Origin of the sequence: Mycobacterium sp. (assembly GCF_032161845.1) — a bacterium.
Classification (GTDB): Bacteria; Actinomycetota; Actinomycetes; order Mycobacteriales; family Mycobacteriaceae; genus Mycobacterium.
Genome location: NZ_JAVRQA010000533.1, coordinates 1 through 20627 on the forward strand (window position 1 = coordinate 1; position 20627 = coordinate 20627).

General features: G+C 66.7%; 24 protein-coding genes and 1 tRNA gene. 17 read left to right on the top strand and 8 right to left on the bottom strand.

The features are described from left to right. The first annotated feature begins 200 nt into the window (after positions 1–200). The 5 genes from QOD90_RS29655 to QOD90_RS29675 all read left to right on the top strand — a co-directional run bounded on the left by QOD90_RS29655 (position 201) and on the right by QOD90_RS29675 (position 3761). Positions 201–275: transfer RNA gene (locus QOD90_RS29655), tRNA-Thr, on the top strand. 40 nt (positions 276–315) lie between these two features. Beyond that, a complete protein-coding gene (locus tag QOD90_RS29660; RefSeq protein WP_526355855.1) occupies positions 316–720 on the top strand; it encodes an HNH endonuclease signature motif containing protein in 405 nt (134 codons plus the stop codon). 61 nt (positions 721–781) lie between these two features. Further along, entirely contained in the window at positions 782–1141 is a 360-nt protein-coding gene (locus QOD90_RS29665) for a hypothetical protein (protein ID WP_526355857.1), read from the top strand. A 102-nt stretch (positions 1142–1243) separates the two neighbouring features. Continuing rightward, positions 1244–3271, top strand: coding sequence for a DUF4185 domain-containing protein (locus tag QOD90_RS29670; protein WP_526355859.1), 2028 nt, complete (start codon positions 1244–1246; stop codon positions 3269–3271). A 10-nt stretch (positions 3272–3281) separates the two neighbouring features. Beyond that, positions 3282–3761 carry a hypothetical protein gene (locus QOD90_RS29675; protein ID WP_526355861.1) on the top strand — a complete coding sequence of 160 codons (480 nt, stop codon included), beginning with the start codon at positions 3282–3284 and terminating at the stop codon, positions 3759–3761. Here the strand turns inward: QOD90_RS29675 and QOD90_RS29680 are convergent. After that, entirely contained in the window at positions 3758–4090 is a 333-nt protein-coding gene (locus tag QOD90_RS29680; RefSeq protein ID WP_526355862.1) for a hypothetical protein, read from the bottom strand. The genes QOD90_RS29675 and QOD90_RS29680 overlap by 4 nt on opposite strands. A 77-nt stretch (positions 4091–4167) precedes the next feature. Continuing rightward, entirely contained in the window at positions 4168–5037 is an 870-nt protein-coding gene (locus tag QOD90_RS29685) for a DKNYY domain-containing protein (protein WP_526355864.1), read from the bottom strand. A 65-nt stretch (positions 5038–5102) separates the two neighbouring features. Between QOD90_RS29685 and QOD90_RS29690 the strand changes: the two genes are divergently transcribed. The 6 genes from QOD90_RS29690 (at position 5103) to QOD90_RS29715 (ending at position 11189) form a co-directional block, all read left to right on the top strand. Further along, complete coding sequence (locus QOD90_RS29690) at positions 5103–6260, top strand: XdhC family protein (RefSeq protein WP_526355866.1); 1158 nt, start codon at positions 5103–5105, stop codon at positions 6258–6260. A 109-nt stretch (positions 6261–6369) separates the two neighbouring features. Next, positions 6370–8697, top strand: a complete 2328-nt coding sequence (locus QOD90_RS29695) for a xanthine dehydrogenase family protein molybdopterin-binding subunit (RefSeq protein WP_526355868.1) — start codon at positions 6370–6372, stop codon at positions 8695–8697. A gap of 2 nt (positions 8698–8699) precedes the next feature. Then, on the top strand, positions 8700–9389 hold the full coding sequence (locus QOD90_RS29700) for an SRPBCC family protein (protein WP_526355870.1): 690 nt from the start codon (positions 8700–8702) through the stop codon (positions 9387–9389). Positions 9390–9399: 10 nt separating this feature from the next. Next, positions 9400–10272, top strand: a complete 873-nt coding sequence (locus QOD90_RS29705; protein ID WP_526355872.1) for an FAD binding domain-containing protein — start codon at positions 9400–9402, stop codon at positions 10270–10272. Then, a complete protein-coding gene (locus tag QOD90_RS29710; RefSeq protein ID WP_526355874.1) occupies positions 10265–10741 on the top strand; it encodes a (2Fe-2S)-binding protein in 477 nt (158 codons plus the stop codon). Before QOD90_RS29705 ends, QOD90_RS29710 begins: the two co-directional genes overlap by 8 nt. A gap of 100 nt (positions 10742–10841) precedes the next feature. Next, positions 10842–11189 (top strand): DUF732 domain-containing protein, encoded by a 348-nt coding sequence (locus QOD90_RS29715; protein ID WP_526355876.1) that lies wholly within the window; start codon positions 10842–10844, stop codon positions 11187–11189. A 1-nt stretch (position 11190) separates the two neighbouring features. Here the strand turns inward: QOD90_RS29715 and QOD90_RS29720 are convergent, their stop codons facing one another. Then, positions 11191–11625 carry a DUF1905 domain-containing protein gene (locus QOD90_RS29720; RefSeq protein ID WP_526355878.1) on the bottom strand — a complete coding sequence of 145 codons (435 nt, stop codon included), beginning with the start codon at positions 11623–11625 and terminating at the stop codon, positions 11191–11193. A gap of 23 nt (positions 11626–11648) precedes the next feature. On the opposite strand from QOD90_RS29720, the gene QOD90_RS29725 reads away from it, so the two are divergent. Then, positions 11649–12542: an NAD(P)-dependent oxidoreductase gene (locus tag QOD90_RS29725; RefSeq protein WP_526355880.1), complete on the top strand. Its 894-nt coding sequence runs from the start codon at positions 11649–11651 to the stop codon at positions 12540–12542. On the opposite strand, the gene QOD90_RS29730 is transcribed toward QOD90_RS29725, so the two are convergent. Further along, positions 12535–13374 carry an SDR family oxidoreductase gene (locus QOD90_RS29730; protein WP_526355907.1) on the bottom strand — a complete coding sequence of 280 codons (840 nt, stop codon included), beginning with the start codon at positions 13372–13374 and terminating at the stop codon, positions 12535–12537. The genes QOD90_RS29725 and QOD90_RS29730 overlap by 8 nt on opposite strands. Positions 13375–13587: 213 nt before the next feature. Here QOD90_RS29730 and QOD90_RS29735 point away from each other — a divergent pair, with 213 nt between their 5' ends. From QOD90_RS29735 to QOD90_RS29755, 5 genes are all read left to right on the top strand, one after another. Beyond that, on the top strand, positions 13588–13923 hold the full coding sequence (locus tag QOD90_RS29735; RefSeq protein ID WP_526355882.1) for an intersectin-EH binding protein Ibp1: 336 nt from the start codon (positions 13588–13590) through the stop codon (positions 13921–13923). 75 nt (positions 13924–13998) lie between these two features. Beyond that, positions 13999–14367 (top strand): intersectin-EH binding protein Ibp1, encoded by a 369-nt coding sequence (locus QOD90_RS29740; RefSeq protein WP_526355884.1) that lies wholly within the window; start codon positions 13999–14001, stop codon positions 14365–14367. Between the two features lie 127 nt (positions 14368–14494). Continuing rightward, a complete protein-coding gene (locus QOD90_RS29745) occupies positions 14495–14854 on the top strand; it encodes an intersectin-EH binding protein Ibp1 (RefSeq protein ID WP_526355909.1) in 360 nt (119 codons plus the stop codon). A gap of 49 nt (positions 14855–14903) precedes the next feature. After that, complete coding sequence (locus QOD90_RS29750) at positions 14904–15068, top strand: hypothetical protein (RefSeq protein WP_526355886.1); 165 nt, start codon at positions 14904–14906, stop codon at positions 15066–15068. After that, positions 15069–16562, top strand: a complete 1494-nt coding sequence (locus QOD90_RS29755; RefSeq protein WP_526355888.1) for an alpha,alpha-trehalose-phosphate synthase (UDP-forming) — start codon at positions 15069–15071, stop codon at positions 16560–16562. Here the strand turns inward: QOD90_RS29755 and QOD90_RS29760 are convergent. Genes QOD90_RS29760 through QOD90_RS29775 form a run of 4 tightly spaced genes read right to left on the bottom strand, consistent with a single transcriptional unit; the run spans position 16549 to position 20624 of the window. After that, entirely contained in the window at positions 16549–17043 is a 495-nt protein-coding gene (locus QOD90_RS29760; protein WP_526355890.1) for a mammalian cell entry protein, read from the bottom strand. The genes QOD90_RS29755 and QOD90_RS29760 overlap by 14 nt on opposite strands. Then, entirely contained in the window at positions 17043–17711 is a 669-nt protein-coding gene (locus QOD90_RS29765) for an Rv1363c family protein (protein ID WP_526355892.1), read from the bottom strand. Before QOD90_RS29765 ends, QOD90_RS29760 begins: the two co-directional genes overlap by 1 nt. A 54-nt stretch (positions 17712–17765) precedes the next feature. Further along, positions 17766–19439 (bottom strand): virulence factor Mce family protein, encoded by a 1674-nt coding sequence (locus tag QOD90_RS29770; RefSeq protein WP_526355894.1) that lies wholly within the window; start codon positions 19437–19439, stop codon positions 17766–17768. After that, positions 19440–20624, bottom strand: coding sequence for an MCE family protein (locus QOD90_RS29775; protein ID WP_526355911.1), 1185 nt, complete (start codon positions 20622–20624; stop codon positions 19440–19442). Positions 20625–20627: the final 3 nt, after the last annotated feature.

Genomic DNA, 20627 nt, shown 5'->3' on the forward strand with positions numbered 1-20627 from the left:
GGACTCGAGGCGCTCGCGCCGACCATCGACGCGCTGTACGACGCCGTCAACACGCTGAGTCAGGTGGTCAATCCGCTGAGCAACATCGCGGGCCGAATCCCTCTGCCTCGCTCGCGCGGTCGACGGCCGACCCCGCGGCCGGTGCCCTCGACGCGCGTGGTCGACGCCGACGAGTGACCCGATATGCTAGGCCCGCACCAGCCTCCTTAGCTCAGCGGTAGAGCAACGCTCTTGTAAAGCGTAGGCCATCGGTTCGATCCCGATAGGGGGCTCCAACTCCAGGGTTTGTCGGTGGTAAGTCCTACCGTCGTCCTCATGAGGCAGTGCCGCGGCTGTGGAGCCACACTCTCGAAACGCAGCCAAAAGATCTACTGCAGCAACGCATGTCAGGCGACGGTTCGGCGCGAGCTCGGTACCAAGCGTTGGCTCGAGTCCGGCGAGGCGGTCATCGCCACCTACCACGACCACTACATCCGGCAGTACCTCGCCGACGCCCAGTCGGGCTGCTGCGCAATCTGCGGCGGTGCGAGCGTGTGGCTGGGCCTGCACCTCGTATTGGTCGTGGACCACATCGATGGGAACCCGACGAACAACCGACGAGAAAACTTGCGGCTGGTCTGCCCGAACTGCGACTCGCAGCTGGCGACGTACAAGAGTCGGAACCGAGGCAACGGCCGACACTCCCTTCGACAGCGATACGCCGACGGGCAGTCGTACTAGATACTCGCAGGCGCGGGCGTCGTGCCCGCCGACGCAGTGGCGATCAGCCGAGGAGGAACTCATGTCCGAAGCCGGCGTGTGGGTGTCATGGGGAATCCCGGCCCGCGGGCGCGAGCGGCAGGCCCTCGAGCTTCTCAAGTCGTCGATGACTGGATACCTCGACCGGTTGAAGCAGGACGGCCACATCGAGCGCTTCGACGCCACGATCCTGCAGCCGCAGAGCACGGAGCTTGGCGGCTTCATCCTGATCCAGGGCAGCAAGCAGCAGATCAACGCGCTTCGGACCGACAGCGGCTTTCGGCAATGGGTCACGCAGATTCAACTGGTGGCCGACCGCTTTGGGATCGTCGATGCATGGGTCAACGACGGTTTGGGCGAGGCATTCGAGCTGTACGAAGAGGCTCTGCGCAAGCTCGATTGACGACGGAAGTTTCAGCGTTTCCCAATAGCGCCGTCAATAATGCGATTCAATGGCCGAGATCCGTCGGGGGATGGAACATCTCGACGTGTCAAAGGGGCCAGCATGGGAGCCGCAGCGTACATCGGCCGAGTGGGTGGCCTGGCCATCGCGCTCGGAGTCGGAACCGCCATCGCGACCGGGTACGGAGTCGCCGCAGCCGAAGAGCCCTCGTCAAGTCCGCCAAGCTCCAGTTCGCCGGCGCCGGCCACGTCACCCGACACCACCCCCAAGACCGAGCCGACCACCGAGCCGGCCACCGAGCCATCGACTGTGCCGACGACGCCCACTACGGGCGCGCCGGAGCCGGCAGCTGACGAGCCCGCGGCCTCCAGCACGACCCCCGACACGCTCGCCGACGGCGTCGTGATCAGCGCCCAGACCAACACGGGCACTTCGGTGAGCACCGCCAAACCCGAAGCCCCCATTAAGAAGTCGAAGCTTGCCGCCGAGGACCCCAAGCCAAAGATCCAGAGCCAGCCCGAGACTCAGAGCCAGGCAAAGATCCAGAGCCAGCCCGAGTCCCAGTCGGTGCCTGCCGCCAAGGCACTCGCCGTCGTCTCCCCCTCGGTCGAGTCAGCGTCCTCGGCGCGGGTTGCCACCATCGACGTCACGACGCCGACGCCTGCTCAGCCGGCACCCCAGAACCCGCTCGACATCGTCGGCAGCATGGTGTCGAGCGTCGTCAACTGGGTGCTGAGTCCACTCATCGGCTCGGGCTCGACGGCGCCAGCCGAACCCCCGTTGGCGTGGTCGCTGCTGGCCTTCGCGCGCCGCGAGTTCGACAACTTCGTCAACGCCGTCACCGGCCGCGCCACCGAGACGCCCGCCGTCGCCATCGACACCACCAGCCTGTCGCTGGCCGCCGCCACCACCGCCTTCGCGCAGGCGGCGGTGCCAGTCATCAACGTGCCCGCCTTCCCAACTGCCAATGCCCAACTGAGCCCGTCGACGCAGTTCGTCCAGTGGGTGACGGGCAACTACCAGACCGGCGACCCGCTGATCGCCGACACCCTCAACCGCTTCGGCATTACGGGCACCGACGTCGGCGTCATCTGGGACAACGGCATGGTCGACAATCCGGCCACTCCGTACAACGAGCACCAGGTGCTGATGGCCTTCGGCGATACGTTCAGCGGCACCAATATGACGGGCAACTGGCGCTTCAACGTTCTGCTCCGCAGCGCGGACCCCGTGCTATCCGACGGAATGACGATCGCAGGAGGAGAGTGGTACAACGGCAACATGTTTGGCGGCACGCCGCTCAGCAGCCCGACCACGGCGCGACAGATCATCCACCCCGACGGCCTGCCCGCAGGCATCACCCTGATTCCCACCGCGGGCATCTCCATCCCGACGCCGGGCACTCGGTTCGGCGTCACCCAGTACGTCAACTTCATGTCGGTGACCAATTGGGGCGCCGCGGGCACGTGGACGACCAACTACTCCGCGATCGCGTACTCAGAGGACAACGGCGAGAACTGGAAGGTCGCCCCGACGTCGGTGCGCTACAACGACCCCTGGAGTGGAAACGCGAACTTCCAGCAGGGCGCCTTCGTCCGACCGGGCGACGGCTACGTCTACAGCTATGGCACGCCCAACGGCCGCCAAGGCGCCGCATACGTGTCACGCGTCGCGGAACGGGACATCCTCGACACGACCAAATACGACTACTACAGCGCGGGCTCGGCAGGCGGCTGGTTCGGCTGGGGGGCGACACCCGCTGGCTGGTACAGGAATCAACCCGCCAAGGCGACGGCGGTATTCGGCCAGGACACTGGAGCCTGCGGCGTCGCCAACCCCGGCAACCAGGTCAGCGAGATGTCGGTGCAGTACAACAAGCAGCTCAAGAAGTACGTTGCACTGCATGGCGATCAGTTCAACAACATCGTGATGCGGACGTCGGACTCTCCCACCGGCACGTGGTCGACGGCGAAGGTGATTCTGACTCAACAGCCCGGCGGCATCTACGCGCCCATGATGCATCCTTGGTCGTCGTCGACGATGGGCACCGGCACCGATCTGTACTGGAATCTGTCGCTGTTCACGCCGTACAACGTGATGCTAATGAAGACCGACCTCACCAAGGTCTAGGTAGCCAATCATGTGGCGTTGGACCATGATCGGCGTAGTGCTGGCGAGTCTGGCCGTGTCCCCCACCGGGGTGGCTGCTGCCGATTCCGTTGCGCCGCAGCCGGACACGCCGTGTTCCGCCGACGTTGCGGACGCGATGACGTGGCCGACCGGCGACCAGGCGCCCCTCGTCTGCACGGGTGCGAAGTGGCAATCCGTCGCCGATCCGTACCCGATCAGCGAAAGGTGGCTGAGCTACGGCCCAGTGATGACATTGCACGGCCAGGGCCGCCGCAACCCCATGTTGGAGTCGGGCGGCTGGACGGCCAGTCCCCGAACTGCTGAAAGTAGCTGTGCCGCAACTCAATTTGCCGCCGTATCCGGTACCCCGACGCTCGCCCCGCCGCACACCGACCAGGGGAATCCCGGTCAGTCGCTGACCCTCGAGGTGCTTCCGAGGCTGTTCACCATCGAGATGACCGGCGACTGCCTCTGGCAGAGATCGCCTTAGTGGTGCCCACCGCCGACGTCCACGCCACCGCCACCGATGTCGACACCACCGGTGGCGACGTCGATGCCACCACCGCCGATGTCGACGCTGTCGCCGCCGTCCATCGGCGCCTCGGCGGCCGGGGCGAAGAAGTCGTTCGCCGGAGGGGCGAACTCATCCTCCGCAGGTGGCGCTGGGACGTTGCAGTTGCCGTCGATGACGATCTGACCTGGCTCGCAGGCGATCGTGTCGTCGGCGGCGGCCACCGGCGCGTAGATCGCCGCGACGAAGGCAAGCGCGGCACCCGTCGACGTCAGGAGTGCGGTGGTTCGGGCTCGCAATGCGGGCATGACATGCCTCTCGTAGTTGCTGAGCAAGCAAAATATCACCTTAACCTGGTTTCTAACAGGGGTGTTAGTTTTGCGGCCTACGGCGCGAAGTAGACGGCCGTCTCCGAGCACCCCGTCACTGCCCGCCCACGTGGAAACGACCGGGGATCGGCGTCGACGATGAGCTTGTTCCGGTAGTACGCGTGCGACCGATCTGCCGTGCACTCGAAATTCGCGTTCAGCACCTTGAACGTCGAACCATCGGCGTCGGGAATCTGCTTGCCCATCCAGTACGCGTGGCGGGCATCGCGGGCGAAGGGATTGTCGATGACCTCGAATGACGACGCATCGGCACCGGCGACGCGATCGGTGAAGTAGAAGATGCCGCCGGCGTCGCTCGAGTACCCGCCCTTGATCACGTGAAAGGTGGCTGGGTCGGCGCCGGCGATCGCAATTCCGTTCACCTGCACGGCTTTTCCGTCCTTGGTGAACAGGTAGTAGTCGGCATCCGAGACGATGGCGAAGTTCGCGGGATCATCTGACAGCACCCGGCCGTCCGACCAGTACACCGCTCTGCCGTCCTTGGTCAGATTGCCACCGAGCAGCTCGAAGTGCGCCGGATCGTCGCTGAGCACGGTGTCGCGCTGATAGACGTGGTCACCGTCCTTGGCAAACTCCGGACGATCGAGCAGGACGAAGCTCGCGGGATCCGCGTCGGGCAGTGGGCGGCCGTCGACGTAGACGGTGGAGCGGTCCTTCGCAAACGTTCGATCGAGGACGTCGAAGGAGGCGGCGTCGGCACCTTCGATCTGAGCGGCCTTCCCCGGAAACGCCTGCAAGTAGAAGACTGCGTCGCCACGAACGTGATAGCCGGCCGAGTCGAAGAGCGAGTTCGGCGCCCCGTCCCGACTGCAGGCCGGCAACGTCGTGATCATGGCGACGCAGACGGCGGCGATCAGGCTGCGCACAGCACCGGCGGACGGGGGGATCCGGTCATGGGGCAACGGTACCCGGCCGGACCTAGACTCGACACGTGCGTGACGTGCTTGATGAGCTCCTCGCGGTGTGGCAGGCAGGGGGGACGGCGGGTTTGGCGACCGTCGTGCGCACCATCAAGTCCGCCCCGCGGGCAGCGGGCGCTGCCATGGTGGTTGCGCCGGACGGTTCGGTGACGGGGTCGGTCTCTGGCGGCTGCGTGGAGGCTGCGGTCTACGAGTTGGCCGGCGAGGTGGTGCAGACGGGACGTCCTCAGCTGCAGCGCTACGGCATCACCGACGACGATGCCTTTGCGGTGGGTCTCACGTGCGGCGGAATCATCGACATCTTCGCCGAACCCCTGTCCCGCGAGACGTTTCCGCAATTGGCCGCCATCGCCGACGACATCGCCGCGCACCGTCCGATCGCCGTGGCCACCGTCATCTCCCATCCCGACGTCGAGTGGGTCGGCCGGCGACTCGTCGTCGGTGAGGCGACCGCCGATGGCTCGCTCGGATCCACCCGCGCGGACGACGCCGTCGCCGACGACGCCCGCGGACTGTTGGCCGCGGGGCGAACGGCCGTGGTGACCTACGGCCCCGACGGGCAGCGCCAGGGCGAGGGCATGGAGGTCTTCGTCGCCAGCCATGCCCCGCGTCCGCGCATGATCGTGTTCGGCGCCATCGACTTCGCCGCGGCGCTGACCCGCCAGGCTGCCCTGCTCGGATATCGCGTCACGGTGTGCGATGCCCGTCCCGTCTTCGCGACGCCCGCCCGCTTCCCCGCCGCCGACGAGGTCGTCGTCGACTGGCCCGACCGCTACCTCGCGGGCCAGCAGGCCTTGGGCGCGATCGACGCCAGGACCGTGATCTGCGTCCTCACCCACGACCCCAAGTTCGACGTGCCGGTGCTGGCGGTAGCCCTGCGCCTGCCGCGGGTCGGCTACGTCGGTGCGATGGGGTCGCGCCAGACCCACTTCGATCGACTCGACCGGCTGCGCGACGTCGGTCTCGCGGAAGCCGAGACGCGTCGACTCTCCAGCCCGATCGGTCTGGACCTCGGCGCCCGTACTCCCGAGGAAACCGCGGTGTCGATCATCGCCGAGATCATCGCCCGGCGCTGGGGCGGTGGTGGCCGCCCCCTCGCCGAAGTCGACACGCGAATTCACCACGATGCCGCGGACGAGGCCGTCTCTGGCCCCAGCGACGTGCGGTAACGCCACTCTCTCTTTCTGCTACAGCCCCTCTCCATGTACGATAACGGCGTTGTCGCAGTAGTGTGACGCCCGCCACTTACCCGCGAAAGTGATCGAGGGGAATAGCTTCGTGACCGCCACCACCGCCCGCTATGCGGGCACGCGGGTCCCCCGCGTCGAGGACAACCGACTTCTCACCGGGCGCGGCACCTTCGTCGACGACGTCGTCCGGCCCGGCATGGTGCACGCCTGCTTCGTACGCAGCCCGATCGCCCACGCCAGGATCAACGGCATCGACGCCAGCGCCGCGCTCGAACTCCCTGGCGTGCACGCCGTCTTCACCGCCGCGGACCTCAACCCCGACGTCCGCGAGGCGTGGCACGCGGTCGCCGGCAAGGACATCGCCGACACCCCGCGGCCACCACTGGCTGAGGGCGAGGTGAAGTTCGTCGGCGATCCCGTCGCCCTCGTCGTCGCCGACAGCCGATACCTCGCCGAAGACGCCGTCGACCTGGTGACGGTCGACTATGAGCCCCTGCCCGCGATCGTCGACTTCCGCCAGGCGATCGGAGGTGCCGACGCAGGCATTCCGGTGGTCCACGACGCCTACCCCGACAACGTCGCCGGGGGCATGGCGGGCATGCCACCCGACGAGGAGATCTTCTCCTCCGCCGCGTACGTCGTCAGCGAGAACGTCTATCAGCAGACCTACGTTCCGGTGCCCATCGAGACGCGCGGCATGGTCGTGGAGTGGACGGCGACGACCGGCGAGCTGACCATCTGGGCCTCCACCCAGACCCCGCATGAGTTACGCGCCTTCGGGGCAAGGCTTTTGGGCATTCCCGCCCAACACGTCCGGGTCATCATGCGTGATACGGGTGGCGGGTTCGGCCAGAAGGTGGTCCCGATGCGCGAGGACATGTGCATCCTGCTGGCCGCCCGCAAGGTGCGCGGCGCGCTGAAGTGGATCGAGGACCGACGCGAGAACCTGATGTCGGCGGGCCAGTCGCGCCACGTCGATGGCAACGTGCGAATGGCGTTCGACGACGACGGCAACTTCCTCGCCGTCGACATCGACTTCGTGCAGGACGTCGGGTCGTACCCGACGCCGTACCCGGTGCTCACCACGGCGGCCATCGGGATGTTCTTCCCAGGTCCGTACCGAGTGCCCAAGGCCAGCTTCGCCTACAAGACGGTGTTCTCGAATACCGCTGGGCTGCATGCCTATCGCGGACCGTGGCAGTACGAGACGCTGGCCCGCGAGGTACTCATCGACATCGCGGCCCGCAAGATGAACATGGATCCCGTCGAGCTGCGGCGCAGAAACATCCTGCGCGGCGACGAGATGCCGTACTTCAACCCCAACGGCATGCCGTACGACCACGTCGCCCCTGCCGACACCTTGGAGCAGGCCGTCAAGATCCTCGATCTCGAGGGTTTCCGCAAGGAACAGGCCGAGGCCTTGGCGCAGGGCCGCTACCTCGGGCTCGGCTTCTCGGCCTACATCGAGCCCACCGCCGCCGCTACCGGCCACCTGGCGACCGAGGGCGCCACCATCCGGATGGAGTCGACCGGCAAGATCAACGTCTACGTCAACGGTGGTTCGTCCGGCAACAGCCTCGAGACCACGGTCGTCCAGCTCACCGCCGACGTTCTCGGCGCGAACATCGACGACGTGGCCACCATCCAGGGCGACACCGCGGTGACCCCCTACGGCGCCGGCACGCAGGGCAGCCGCAGCGGCCCGATGACGGCGGGCGCGGTCAACGAGGCGGGCACCATGCTCCGCGACCGGATCGTCGCCATGGCCGCGCACCGACTCGGCGTCGAGCCCGATGACGTCGAGCTGGCGAACTCGCGGGCCAGCGCGCGGACCGATCCGGAGAAGTCGATCAGCTTCGCCGATCTGGCCTACCGTGCCTACTACGACCCGCAGCAACTGCCGCCGGGCACCTCGGCATCACTCGAGGCCACGACCCGCTTCACGTCGTCGGCAATGATCCACTGGGCCAACGCCACTCACGCCTGCACCTGCGAGGTCGACGTAGCGACCGGGCACGTCACGCTGAATCGCTACATCGTCAGCGAGGACGTCGGCGCGATGATCAACCCCAACGTGGTGGAGGGTCAGATCGCCGGCGGCACGGTGCAGGGCATCGGCGGCGCGCTGCTGGAGAACCTGGCCTACGACGCCGAAGGCAACCCGCTGTCCTCGACCTTCGTCGACTACCTGTTGCCGACGGCGACGGAGGCACCGTCGATCGAGTACGGACACGTCGAGATACCGGGTCCAGGGGTCGGTGGGTACAAGGGCGTTGGCGAGGGTGGCGCCATCGGATCGACCCCTGCGGTCATCAACGCCATCAACGACGCGCTCGCACCGCTCGGCGTCACCTTGACGCGGTTGCCTGCGAGTCCCGCCACGATCGTCGAACTGCTCGAAGGAAGGGATCACTAGAGGTGGAGCTCAACAATGAATTCCGGGTCGCGGTACCCGCGGCGACCACGTGGGCGGTGCTCACCGACGTCGAGCGCGTCGCGAAGTGCCTGCCCGGTGCCACCCTGTTGACCGTCGACGGGGATGACTTCACCGGCGCGGTCAAGGTCAAGGTCGGCCCGATCACGGTGTCCTACCAGGGCGAAGCGAGTTTCCAGGAGAAGGACGCGGCTGCCCAGCGAGTCGTGCTCAAGGCCAACGGCAAGGAGACCCGCGGCAACGGTAGTGCCGCCGCCATCGTCACCGCCCAACTCAAGGACGAGGGCACCACGGGCACGCACGTTTCGATCACCACCGACCTCACCATCTCGGGCAAGGCGGCGCAGTTCGGCCGGGGCGTGCTCGCGGACGTCTCGAGCAACCTGATCACGCAGTTCGCCAGGTCGCTTGAGGCCGATCTACTCGGGACGTCGGCGCCGACCGGCGACGCCGTCGAGCAACCCGCTGCGCAGGCCGCCGCCGGCGACTCCGTCGACCTACTCAAGGTGGTGGCACTACCCGTCGCCAAACGCGCAGCGCCAGTGGTCGTCACGGCCGCCGCAGCGGCCGCGGTCGGCTTCCTGCTTGGCCGACGAAACCGACGGAAGCCAGCGATTCCGAACTCCTTGCGGCCCGAAGACATTCAGGCCGCCCTGCTGCGGCTGCTGTCGTGAGGGGGGTGCCATGAAGGCCGCGAACTTCGCCTACCACCGCCCCGAATCGGTCGCCGACGCGGTGACCCTTCTCGACGAATACGGCGAGGACGCAAAGATCCTCGCGGGTGGGCAGAGCCTGGTGCCGATGCTGGCCATGCGGCTGACGTTCTTCGAGAACCTGATCGACATCTCGCGGATAGCGGAACTGCAGAGCATCGACCTCGAGGGCGACCACATCCGCGTTGGCGCCGCCACCCCGCACGCCCTCGTCGGGATGGACGACGAGGTAGCGGAATCGGTTCCGCTGCTGACCATGTCGACGCCGCACATCGGCCACTTCCAGATCCGCACCCGCGGCACCCTCGGTGGTGCGATCGCCCACGCCGACCCGGCCGCCGAATACGCTGCGGTGGCCCTGACCCTCGACGCGTCCATCGAGGCCACGTCGTCGCGGGGGCGCAGACACATCCCGGCATCGGAGTTCTTCACCGGCCTGTGGGAGACCGCCCTGGCGCCGGACGAGATCCTGACGGCGGTCCGGTTCCCCGTCTGGTCGAATCGGTGCGGGTTCGCCATCCACGAATTCGCCAGGCGCCACGGCGACTTCGCCATCGCGGGTGCGACGGTCGCCGTCGAGCTCGACGACGATGATCGCGTGATTCGCTGCGGCATCGGCCTTCTGGGACTTGGCTCGACGCCCAAGCGGGCGTCGTTCGCCGAGGCTGCCGTCACCGGCACGGCGGTCACCGACGTCGCAGCCGACGAAATCGGCAGGCTGGCGATGTCCGGCCTCGAGGACGTCCCGACCGACCTTCAGGGGTCGGCGTCCTATCGCACCCGGGTCGGCGCCGCCATGGTGGCGCGGGCCTGGACGGAAGCCACGGAGGCGATCCATGCATGAACTGCCCGTCGCGTTGTCGGTCAACGGCCGCGATCACGAAGGCTCGGTCGAGCCTCGCGTCACCCTCGCCGACTTCCTTCGCGAGAAGTGCGGGCTGACCGGCACCCACCTCGGGTGCGAGCACGGCGCCTGCGGGGCATGCACGGTGCTGTTGGACGGCCAGGCGGTGCGGTCGTGCCTGATCTTCGCGGTACAGGTGGACGGCCAGGAGGTGACCACGGTCGAGGGCATCGCCTCGGCGGACGGCGAGCTGTCGCCCATCCAGGCGGCCTTGCGCGAATGCCACGGACTGCAGTGCGGTTTCTGCACCCCCGGTTTCGTCACCTCCATCACCGCGCTCCTGCGTGACAACCCCACCCCGACCGACGACGAAATACGCGAAGGTCTGTCCGGCAACTTCTGCCGATGCACCGGTTACCAGGGCATCGTCAACGCGGTTCACCTGGCGGCGGCGAAGATGCAGGACTGAAGGAATTCCAGTAACACCAATTCGTCACCAACCGATACTTGTACGGGTGTTTGCTGGCGTAGTGTTGGTGCTTGGTTTTTCTGGTGACAGGGGACGTGCGATGAAATCCAAGAAGTTGGCGGCGGCGCTGCTCGTCGCGGCGGGAACGTCCTCGGCGCTGGCGATGGCCACCCCCGCCCAGGCCGACCCGGCGGGCGGCTCGGCGTCACCGCAGATGGATCAGGCATTCCTACAGGCGCTCAAGGACAATGGCATCCAGATGAAGTCCGACGAGGCCGCGTTGAGCCTGGCTCACTCGACGTGTGACGTGTTGACCAGTACGGGCTCGGTGCAGGACGCGATGCAGTACGTCAAGAAGTCCACCAACTGGACGAGCATTGACAAGATCGGCCACTTCGGCGGCCTCTCGGTACAGGCCTACTGTCCGAAGGCGATGCCCAAGCAGTAGCTCAGCCCTCGAGCTTGGCCACCACGGCAGCGATTCGTCGGGCCCTGGTCTCCGAGGCCTTCGCGCCGAGCACCGCCGTCACGTGCGCCTTCTGACGGCTGTACGCCAGTTTCTGCCACGCCGCCGCAGCCGTCGCTGAGCCGGCCAAGGCGGCCCGTAGATCGGCTGGCACGTCGACGACTCTCGGCGCCGTGTCCAGGACCAGTTCGACGTCGATCGCATCACCGCCGCCGATGCCGGACTCGTCGCGGCGTTCCGCACTGAACGGCAACAGGAATTTTCCGCCCATCGGCGCGATCGTCGATCTGTACCGATAGCCGTTGACCGTGACCGCGACCGCGGCCCGCTTGCCTCCACCGAGCGCCTCCACTACGTCGGTGGGCACCTCGATGCCGGTGTTGTTGCCGGTCTGGAACATCGTCGTGGAGAACCTCATCAGTCAAGGGTAGAAGTTGACACATGGACATTGGCTTCATCGGGTTGGGAAACATGGGCGCGGGCATGGCATCGAATCTGCTCGGTGCCGGTCACCGGGTCACCGCGTACAACCGTTCTCGGGACAAGGTGGACGCCATCGCCGCGCGCGGCGCCCGGCCCGCCCGCACCGTCGCCGAGGCCTGCGACGGTGAGGTCGTGATCTCGATGCTGGCCAATGACGATGCCGTCGAGGCCGTGACGTTCGGCAAGGACGGCATCATCGCCAACCTGGCCAAGGGCGCCGTGCACGTGTCGTCGTCCACCATTGGCGTCGCATTGGCCGAGCGACTCGCTACGGCCCACGCCGACGCTGAACAGCGCTTCGTCGCGGCGCCAGTGTTCGGCAGGCCGGAGGCCGCCGAAGCGGCCAAGCTCTTCATCGTCGCGGCGGGTGATTCGACTGCGGTGCAATCGGTTTCACCACTGTTCGACGCGATTGGCCAACGCACTTTCGTCGTCTCCGACGATCCGACGGCGGCCAGTTTGATCAAGCTCAGCGGCAACTTCCTGATCGCCTCGGTCATCGAATCGCTCGGTGAGGCCATGGCACTCGTCGGCAAGGCGGGCGTCGACAGGCTGCAGTATCTCGACATCCTCACCTCGACGCTGTTCGGCGCACCGATCTATCAGACGTACGGCGGCCTGATCGCACGCGAGGACTTCGAGCCAGCTGGATTCGCCGCCACCCTCGGACTCAAGGACATCCGCCTGGTCCTTGCCGCGGGCGAGGAGTTGCGGGTGCCGCTGCCCCTGGCAAGTCTGCTGCGCGACCGATTCCTGACGCTGCTGGCCACGGGCGGCGAGCGCCTCGACTGGTCGGCGGTCGGGGCCCTGCCGGCATGGGAGGCTGGCGGCAAGAGCCCCGTCGCTAGCTGACGACTCCTCGCAGACCCTCGGCGCCGAAGACCGGCTCGAGCATCGCCGAGTAGTCGGGTCCGCGCCGAACCAGCTGACCACCGTCGACGTTGATGACTTGGCCGGTGATCCAGCTCGCGGCATCGCTGAGCAGGAACACCGAGGCGTTGGCGATGTCGGTGACCTCTCCGACGCGCGGAAGCGGTGTACTCACCCGGTAGTCCTCACTGAGCTCCGGTGAATCGAGAACGAGCGCAACGAGTTCGGTGCGGATCAGCCCGGGTCGGATCGAGTTGACCCGGACCCAGGACGCGCCGAGTTCGTCGGCTCCCAGCTGCATGAGGTGGTCGATCGCGGACTTGCTGACGCCGTACGCGCCGAACCATCGGTGGGTGTTGCTCGCTGCGATCGACGAGATGCCGACGAACGACCCGCCGCCACCGCGGACCATCTCCCTTGCGCTGTGCTTGAGCACGTACATGGTGCCGTTGACGTTGAGGTCGACGGTTCGCCGCCAGGCATCCGAGTCAACCTGGGTGATCGGGCCGATCGTCTCGGAGCCGCCCGCACAGTGCACGACGCCGTTCAGTCGCCCGTGCCAGGCGGTCGCGGCTTCCACCATCCTGGCGACCTCGTCCTCGTTGGTGACGTCGGCCGGTTCATACCTCACCGCGCCTGCGCCGTCGCCCGCCAGTGCCGTGATTTCGTCCTTCGCCGCCGCGAGGCGGTCGGCGTTGCGGCCGACGAGCACGACGTCGCCACCCGACGCCACGACGGCCGCGGCGACACCCTTGCCGATGCCGCTGCCACCGCCCGTGACGATGAAAGTCCGATCCGCCAACGAAAGCTGCACCATTGCCCCTTACGAGTGAAAACTAGAACACGTTCTCGTAGATTAGCGACCCGTCGCAAGGGGGCGCCACAGGCGATGCGGAGGCCGCTCACAGAAACCGTACGCGCGCACCAGAATATGGCGCCATCGGCGCCTGATGTCGCGTTTGTCAGCGTATTGTCGACAACGCAAACGGCTCTCGGCCACAGCGGCCCACCTAGAGAAAGTGCGGCGATGGCAACCCTTCAGATCTCAGCACGACGACTGGTTCTCGCCGGCGGATTCGCAGTCGCGATCGCTGCCGCGCCCGCGGTCGCCGCGCTCACCGCTCCTTTGCTCGCACCGTCGTTCGGGGCGGCCTGCCCCACTGGCGAGTCCGAGGACACCTACACCTCCAACTGCACCCCCGACCTGGTGCCCAACTCGCCGTCGCTCCCCCAGGTCGATGGAATCCCATGCACGGGCGCCAACTCGGGCCAGTGCATCGGCCTGTCCGAGGATGCACCGCAGTACGTGCCGCCGTCGTCGTCGGTCGGGTCCAGTCCGACGGTGACGGGCTCCACCAACTGACCGGACGCGGCGACACGCTCGCAGAGAACTGACGGTATCTGCGCAGACTGCTGGCAGTTTCCCTACAATCCACGCATGTCGCACTTCGAGTTCCCCGCACGACGCTTCCTCCTTGCCGGTGGATTCGCGCTCGCCGTCGCCGCCGCCCCCGCCGTGGCCGCGTTGACGACGCCCTCCATTGCGCCCAGCTCGCACCTGGCCGATTGCGCCTCCGGCGAGGACGCCGATCAGTTCACCGGCGAATGCGTGCCGAGCTTGGTGCCCAATTCACCGAGTCCGTTCACCACGACGGCAGCCAACCCGGACATCCCGGAAATCGACGGAATACCGTGCACCGGCCGCGACTCCGGAGCGTGCATCGGCCTGGCCGAGGACGCACCGCAATACGTGGCGCCGGAGTCCTCCGTCGGCTCGAGCCCGACCGTCACCGGTTCCACCAACTAACTGCTGGATCCGACGCCTTCGCAGGGAACGCGCGGAAGCCATGCAGATTCCCCGCAGCTTCCATACAATTCCTCCGACGAGCCGTCAATAAGCACGGCCAACCTCGGAAACCACAGAAAGCGTGACCATGGCGCACCTCGAGTTCTCTGCCCGACGAATCATCCTCACCGGCGGATTCGCGCTCGCTTTCGCCGCCGCCCCCGCGGTGGCCGCCTTCACCGTTCCGGTGCTCGCTAACGCCGCGCCCGCCGCCTCGTGCTCCGCAGGCGAGGAAGAGGACATGTACACCGGTTCCTGCCTCCCACACACCGTCCCCAGCTCACCAACGAACAACGGCTACCCCGCGTCGCCGGTCTCGGACTCTCCCGACAGCCTCCCGTCGGTCGACGGGATCCCCTGCACCGGCGCAAACACCGGTCAATGCATCGGCCTTCAGGAGAATGCGCCGAAGTTCGTGCAGCCCCCGACCAGCATCGACGGCGGCTAACTCCGGTCACGTTGTAGAGGCGGCTCGCTGAGTCGCCTAGAGTTGGTTCATGGCAGCCAAACCAGATCCCGCCGAAATCGGTGACGTCGAGCCCCTGGCCGACAACACCGCCCGCATGGCCAGGCGCGTCGTCGCCGCCTACGCCACCGACGCCGACGAATGCCGCGTCTTCTTGTCCATGCTCGGCATCGGACCGCCGAAGCTCGAGGTTTAAATGAGCTCTGGAGGAAGCCAACCAGCTGACTCCGGGACTTCCGACTTCGTCGCGAAGGGCGAGTCCGACTTCGTCGTCGTGGCCAACCGGCTACCGATCGACATGGAACGACGGCCCGACGGCACCACGGCATACAAGCGCAGCCCTGGTGGCCTCGTCACCGCCCTGGAGCCGTTGTTGCGGCGTCGGCGCGGGGCCTGGATCGGCTGGCCGGGCATCACCGACGGCGACGAGGATCCGATCTTCGAGGAAGACCTCGAGATGCGGCCGGTGACACTGTCGGCCGAGGACTTCCACGAGTACTACGAAGGTTTCTCGAACGCCACGCTGTGGCCGCTGTACCACGACGTGATCGTCAAGCCGATCTATCACCGGACGTGGTGGGACCGCTACGTGAAGGTGAACCGGCGCTTCGCCGAGGCGACGGCCAGCGCGGCGGCTCCGGGTGCCACGGTGTGGGTCCAGGACTACCAGTTGCAGCTGGTGCCGAAGCTGCTGCGAACGCTGCGGCCGGACCTGACCATCGGCTTCTTCCTTCACATTCCCTTCCCACCCGTCGAGCTGTTCATGCAGATGCCGTGGCGCACGGAGATCATCGAGGGTCTACTGGGCGCCGACCTGGTGGGCTTTCACCTTCCCGGCGGCGCGCAGAACTTCATGATCCTGGCGCGGCGCCTGCTCGACGCCCACACGTCGCGGGCCAGCATCGGCGTGCGATCCCGGTTCGGGGAGATTCAGGTCGGCACCCGCACCGTCAAGGTGGGCGCCTTCCCGATCTCGATCGACTCCGAGGAACTGGACACCAAGGCGCGCAACCGCGTCGTCCGGCAGCGGGCCAAGGCGCTTCGCGCCGACCTGGGCAATCCACGGAAGATCCTTCTCGGCGTCGATCGCCTCGACTACACCAAGGGCATCGACGTTCGGCTGCGTGCCTTCTCGGAGCTGCTCGACGAGGGCAGGGCCGATCCCGAGGACACGGTGTTGATCCAGCTGGCGACGCCGAGTCGAGAGCGCGTCGAGAGCTACAAGATGATGCGCGAGGACATCGAACGCCAGGTCGGCCACATCAACGGCGAGTACGGCAGGGTCGGGCATCCGATCGTGCACTACCTGCACCAGGCATTGCCCCGCGACGAGCTGATCGCGTTCTTCATCGTGGCCGACGTCATGTTGGTGACACCGCTACGCGACGGGATGAACCTCGTCGCCAAGGAGTACGTCGCCTGCCGCAGCGATCTAGGCGGAGCACTCGTGCTCAGCGAATTCACTGGCGCTGCAGCCGAACTCAGACAGGCGTACCTCACCAATCCCCATCATCTCGACGGCGTGAAGGACTCCATCGAAGCAGCGCTCGCCCAGTCTCCCGACGAGGGACGGCGGCGCATGCGCGCGATGCGCAGGCAGGTACTGGCACACGACGTCGACCGCTGGGCACGCTCGTTCCTCGATGCCCTTGCCGACACCAGGACCGGGGACAGTCCTAGATCGGCGTGATGTCCTTGATCCGCCAGTCCGGCCCGACCTTCTCGTAGTCGACCCGCAACCGGCTGCCGTCATAGAGCGGCTGCTTCGTCTTGTCGGTGAGCACCCGGTTCATGTACACCATCACCGATCCCGAATCACGATGCGCATCAAGCACTCCGACGCCGACGACGTTGACCTGGCTGATGATCTGGCGGTCCCGCGCGGCCGGTATCACGTTCTTGGTGGTGTCGTCCTCGTACTCGCGGCGGAACTCGGGCGTCAACAACTTGTAGGCGTCGGTGCGACTGCGCTCGATCGTCTGGTAGTCGAAGCCGAGGATGACCGGGATCTGTTGCGCCGCAAGCCCGGGCAGCTCACTGCGGGCCTGCTGCTCGCCGACGCGCTCGACGCGGTTCCAGTACAGGGTTCCACCGATACCGCCCAGCGCGATGAACGCGGCCGCGAAGAACACCCCGACGAGTACGACCAACCTGGAACTCCAGCGGCCCATCAGTTGCCTCCGTCGGGGTACTTCAGGTCGTAACCCGTCATGTGGCCGTTGTCGTCCTCGTGCACGATCACCCGCAACCGGTACGGCTTCGATGGTGAGTTGACACCGTCGAGGTTGGTCACCGTGACACGCACCGAAACCAGCACCGAGGCGTTGTCCGCGGTGTCGTCGACCTTCTCCAGCGCTGCACCGTTGATCACGGCTTCCGAACTCGCGTTCGTGTCGCGGAAGATCGCCTTGAGGTTCTCGACGTTGTTGCCCTGGCTCATCATGTCCCGCAGCGGGCCGCTGATGCCGTTCACGAATCGGTTCACGCTGTCGTCGATGTTGTTCTGGGTGTAGCTGAACATGTTCACCACGGTCTGAGACGCGGTGTCGACGAATTGCCGGTCCCGATCGTCCGCGGCCACGGCATGGCGCTGCTGAACGAAGAGCAGCGCGACCACCCCGCCCAGTACGGCCACCAGGACCGCCGTCACGCCCAGCGCAAGCCCCGCCACCAGCGCGCGGTGCGGTTGCCTGCGGGGCGGCGGTCCCAGCGGCGTCACGGTTCGCACCCTGACTACCGACGGGGACTCGACCACCACCTGCGCGGTGGTATCGGGGGCCACTCCGGCAGCCGGGCCGGCCGCCCGCGACGAACGTCGTCGCGTGGCAGCCTTCGTCACCGACTCCGTTGTGTCATCAGGTGACTCGCCGGTCGTCGTGTCATTCGTCGTCAATTACGCCTGCCTCGGATCCAACATCAGGTCCACCCACGTCTCCGCAGCATTGACCTTGTCCATGCCATCGGCGTACACGCCCGTACCCCCTGCGGGGTCGACGAACACGCCGGTCTTCGAATCGTACGTGGCGGCGGCCGGACCACTCGCCTGCGGCGGGGCCTCCGCGGGCAGCGGTGGCGCGTCGGCCGGCGGCGGCGGTGCATCCGGAGGCGTCCTGCCGTACGGCGGCACGATCTGGTCCGGCGGTGCGTAGAAGGGCAGCGGCGGGGGCGGCCCGTTGTCGTTCGGCGGGACGGGCAGGGGGAAGGGTGCGTTCGGCGCAGGCCCCGGTCCCGGCGGCACACCCGGCGGCAGTTGCACCACCGGCGGGCCGGGGTCGTAGTCCGCGCCAGGCGGGATGTTCGGGAACTTGTTGGGCGGCGTGATGTTTCGGTCGTTGGTGACCGGTGTGTCATAGGGCACCGGCGGACCGCGCCACGGACTGTTGCCGATCGGCACGTAGCCGCGGGGGTCGCGGCACAGCTGAATCGTCGGTGCCCGCTTGCCGGGAAACTCCTGGCACGGATAGTTGCGGGCACCGCGCACGACCGCGGGATCGCTCTGCGCCGTCTTGCAGTACAGATCGGTCGGCAGGTCACGGAGCGTGGTGTCGCCGGGTGAGCGGATCAAGGGCGGGGGAATGAAGCCCGTCGAGCACGGCGGCGGATCGCCCAAGTCGACTTTGAAGTCGAGTTTGGCGCCCTCGTCGGCGGGCAGGCCGCCGCCGACAGTGTTCAACGCCGCCATCAGGGCGGGAAAGATGACCAGCGTCTGTTCGATCGACTTGCGGTAGATGACGCCGATGCGCCCCAAGTTGGCCAGGTTGGCGGCCAGCATCGGGAAGTTCGGCCGGATGCCATCGAACGTCGTGTTGGCCGCCTGCGTGGCGCCGGGAACCGTCTCGAGCACGGACCGCAACTGCGGGTCCGCCTTCGCGGCCTCGGAGGTGAACCGGGCCAGGCCGTCGGCCAGCGACCTGATGTCGTCGCCGCTTTGAATCTGAGAATCCAGGAACGGGCCGGCCTGATCGATCAGCTGTGAGATTTGGCCGTAGTTGTTGTTGGCCTCGTCGATCAGGAGTCGTGACGACTGGATCATCCGGGCCAACTCGGGCCCGGATCCGTTGAACGCCTTGAACGTCTCGCGAAGCAGGTCCTGCACTCGCGCGTCGCCGATGCTGTTCACCAACGATTCGGCCTGCGTCAGCAGAGCGGCGATGTCTTGGCCGACGGCGGTGCGGTCGACGCCGATGTTCGCCCCGTCGCGAAGCAGTGCCTTCGACGGATCCTTGGGCGGCACCAGGTCGATGTACTGCTCACCGACTGCGGACACGCTCTTGACGGTCGCGGTGACGTTGTCGGGAACTTCGGTGTCGGTATTGAGCCGCATCGAGGCCACGACACCGTTGTCGTCGAGGCCCACCTGCTCGACGCGGCCGATGGTCACGCCGCGGTAGGTGACGTTGGCGTTCTCGTACAGCCCGCCACCGGCCTTGAAGTTCGCCGTGACGTGGTAGGCGCCGATGCCGACCGCGGCGGGAAGGTGGAGATAGAACGCCGAGATGGCGCCGACGCAGAGGACGGTGACGATCGCGAAGATCGTCAGTTGCAGACGTGTCAGCCGGTCCAGCATCTAGGGCTGCCCCCCGTCGTGCTGGGCTGCCGTGCCAGGCGGAATCTTGAAGGGATCGGCGGCCTGCCCCGAGAGATTCGACATCGCCCCGGTGAGGAAGTCCGGCGGGTTGATGACCTCGTCCAGTCGCCTCATGTTCGGATCGAGACCCTTCGAGGTGGTGAACACCGACTCACCGGTACGGCGCACCGTCAGATCGAACGTGACGAACACGTTCAGGTAGTCACCGCGGACCGCGTTGCGCAGGTATTTGTAGTGGAACGGGAAGGTTGGCAGGAACTCGAGGTCCGTGATGAGGTCGTCGGCATTGTCGTTGAGCGCCTTGATCGTTGGATACAAGTCCTTGAAGTCGGCGACCAAGTCGGTCTTGGTTTCCGACAATACGTGCGACGCCACCCCGGCGAACGTGCGCAGTGCGGTGAAGGCGTCGACGATGTTGCCCCTGTTGTCGTTGAGCACCTTCAGGGCGGCGGGCAGCGAGTCCAGCGTGCGCCCGAGACTGTCCTTGCCCTTGGCGAGGATCGCAGCAAAGCGGTTCAGCCCATCGAGTGCGGAGACGATGTCACCCGTCTGCTCGTTGAGCGACGTGGTCAGTTCCGCCAGCCGCGGGATGAGGTCGACGAACTGCCCGGACCGTCCTGCGACCGCGGCGTACGTCTCGTCGGTGATGTCTTGCAGCGCACCGAGATTGCCCTTGTTGACGACGACACCGAGCGACGAAAGCACTTCTTCGGTGGTCGGATAGCGACCGGCGCGAGACAACGGGATGTTCGAGCCCTCGCGGAGCTTGCCCTGGCCCGCCTGATCCACCGGGGCGGCGAGATCGATGTGCTGCGAACCGAGCAGAGAGGTCTGGGCCACCTTGGCCGTCGCGTTGGCGGGAAGGTCGACGCCGCCCTTCAGTGACACCTTGACCGCCGCGAAGAAGCTGCCGTCGGGCCGTTGGATCGCCTCGATCCCCGACACGCTGCCGACCGTCACGTCGTCGACCATCACCGGCGAGTTCTGCGGCAACGTAGCCACGTCGGGCAGTTCCACCGTGATGGTGTACGCACCGCTGCCGTGGCCCTCGGTGCCCGGCATGTCGAGCGAGTTCAGGCCACCGAAGGCACAGCCGGCCAAGAGGACGGCACCGGAGCCGATGACCACGGCGTTGCGTCCGATCCGCAAGGTCTTGCGAGGCAATGT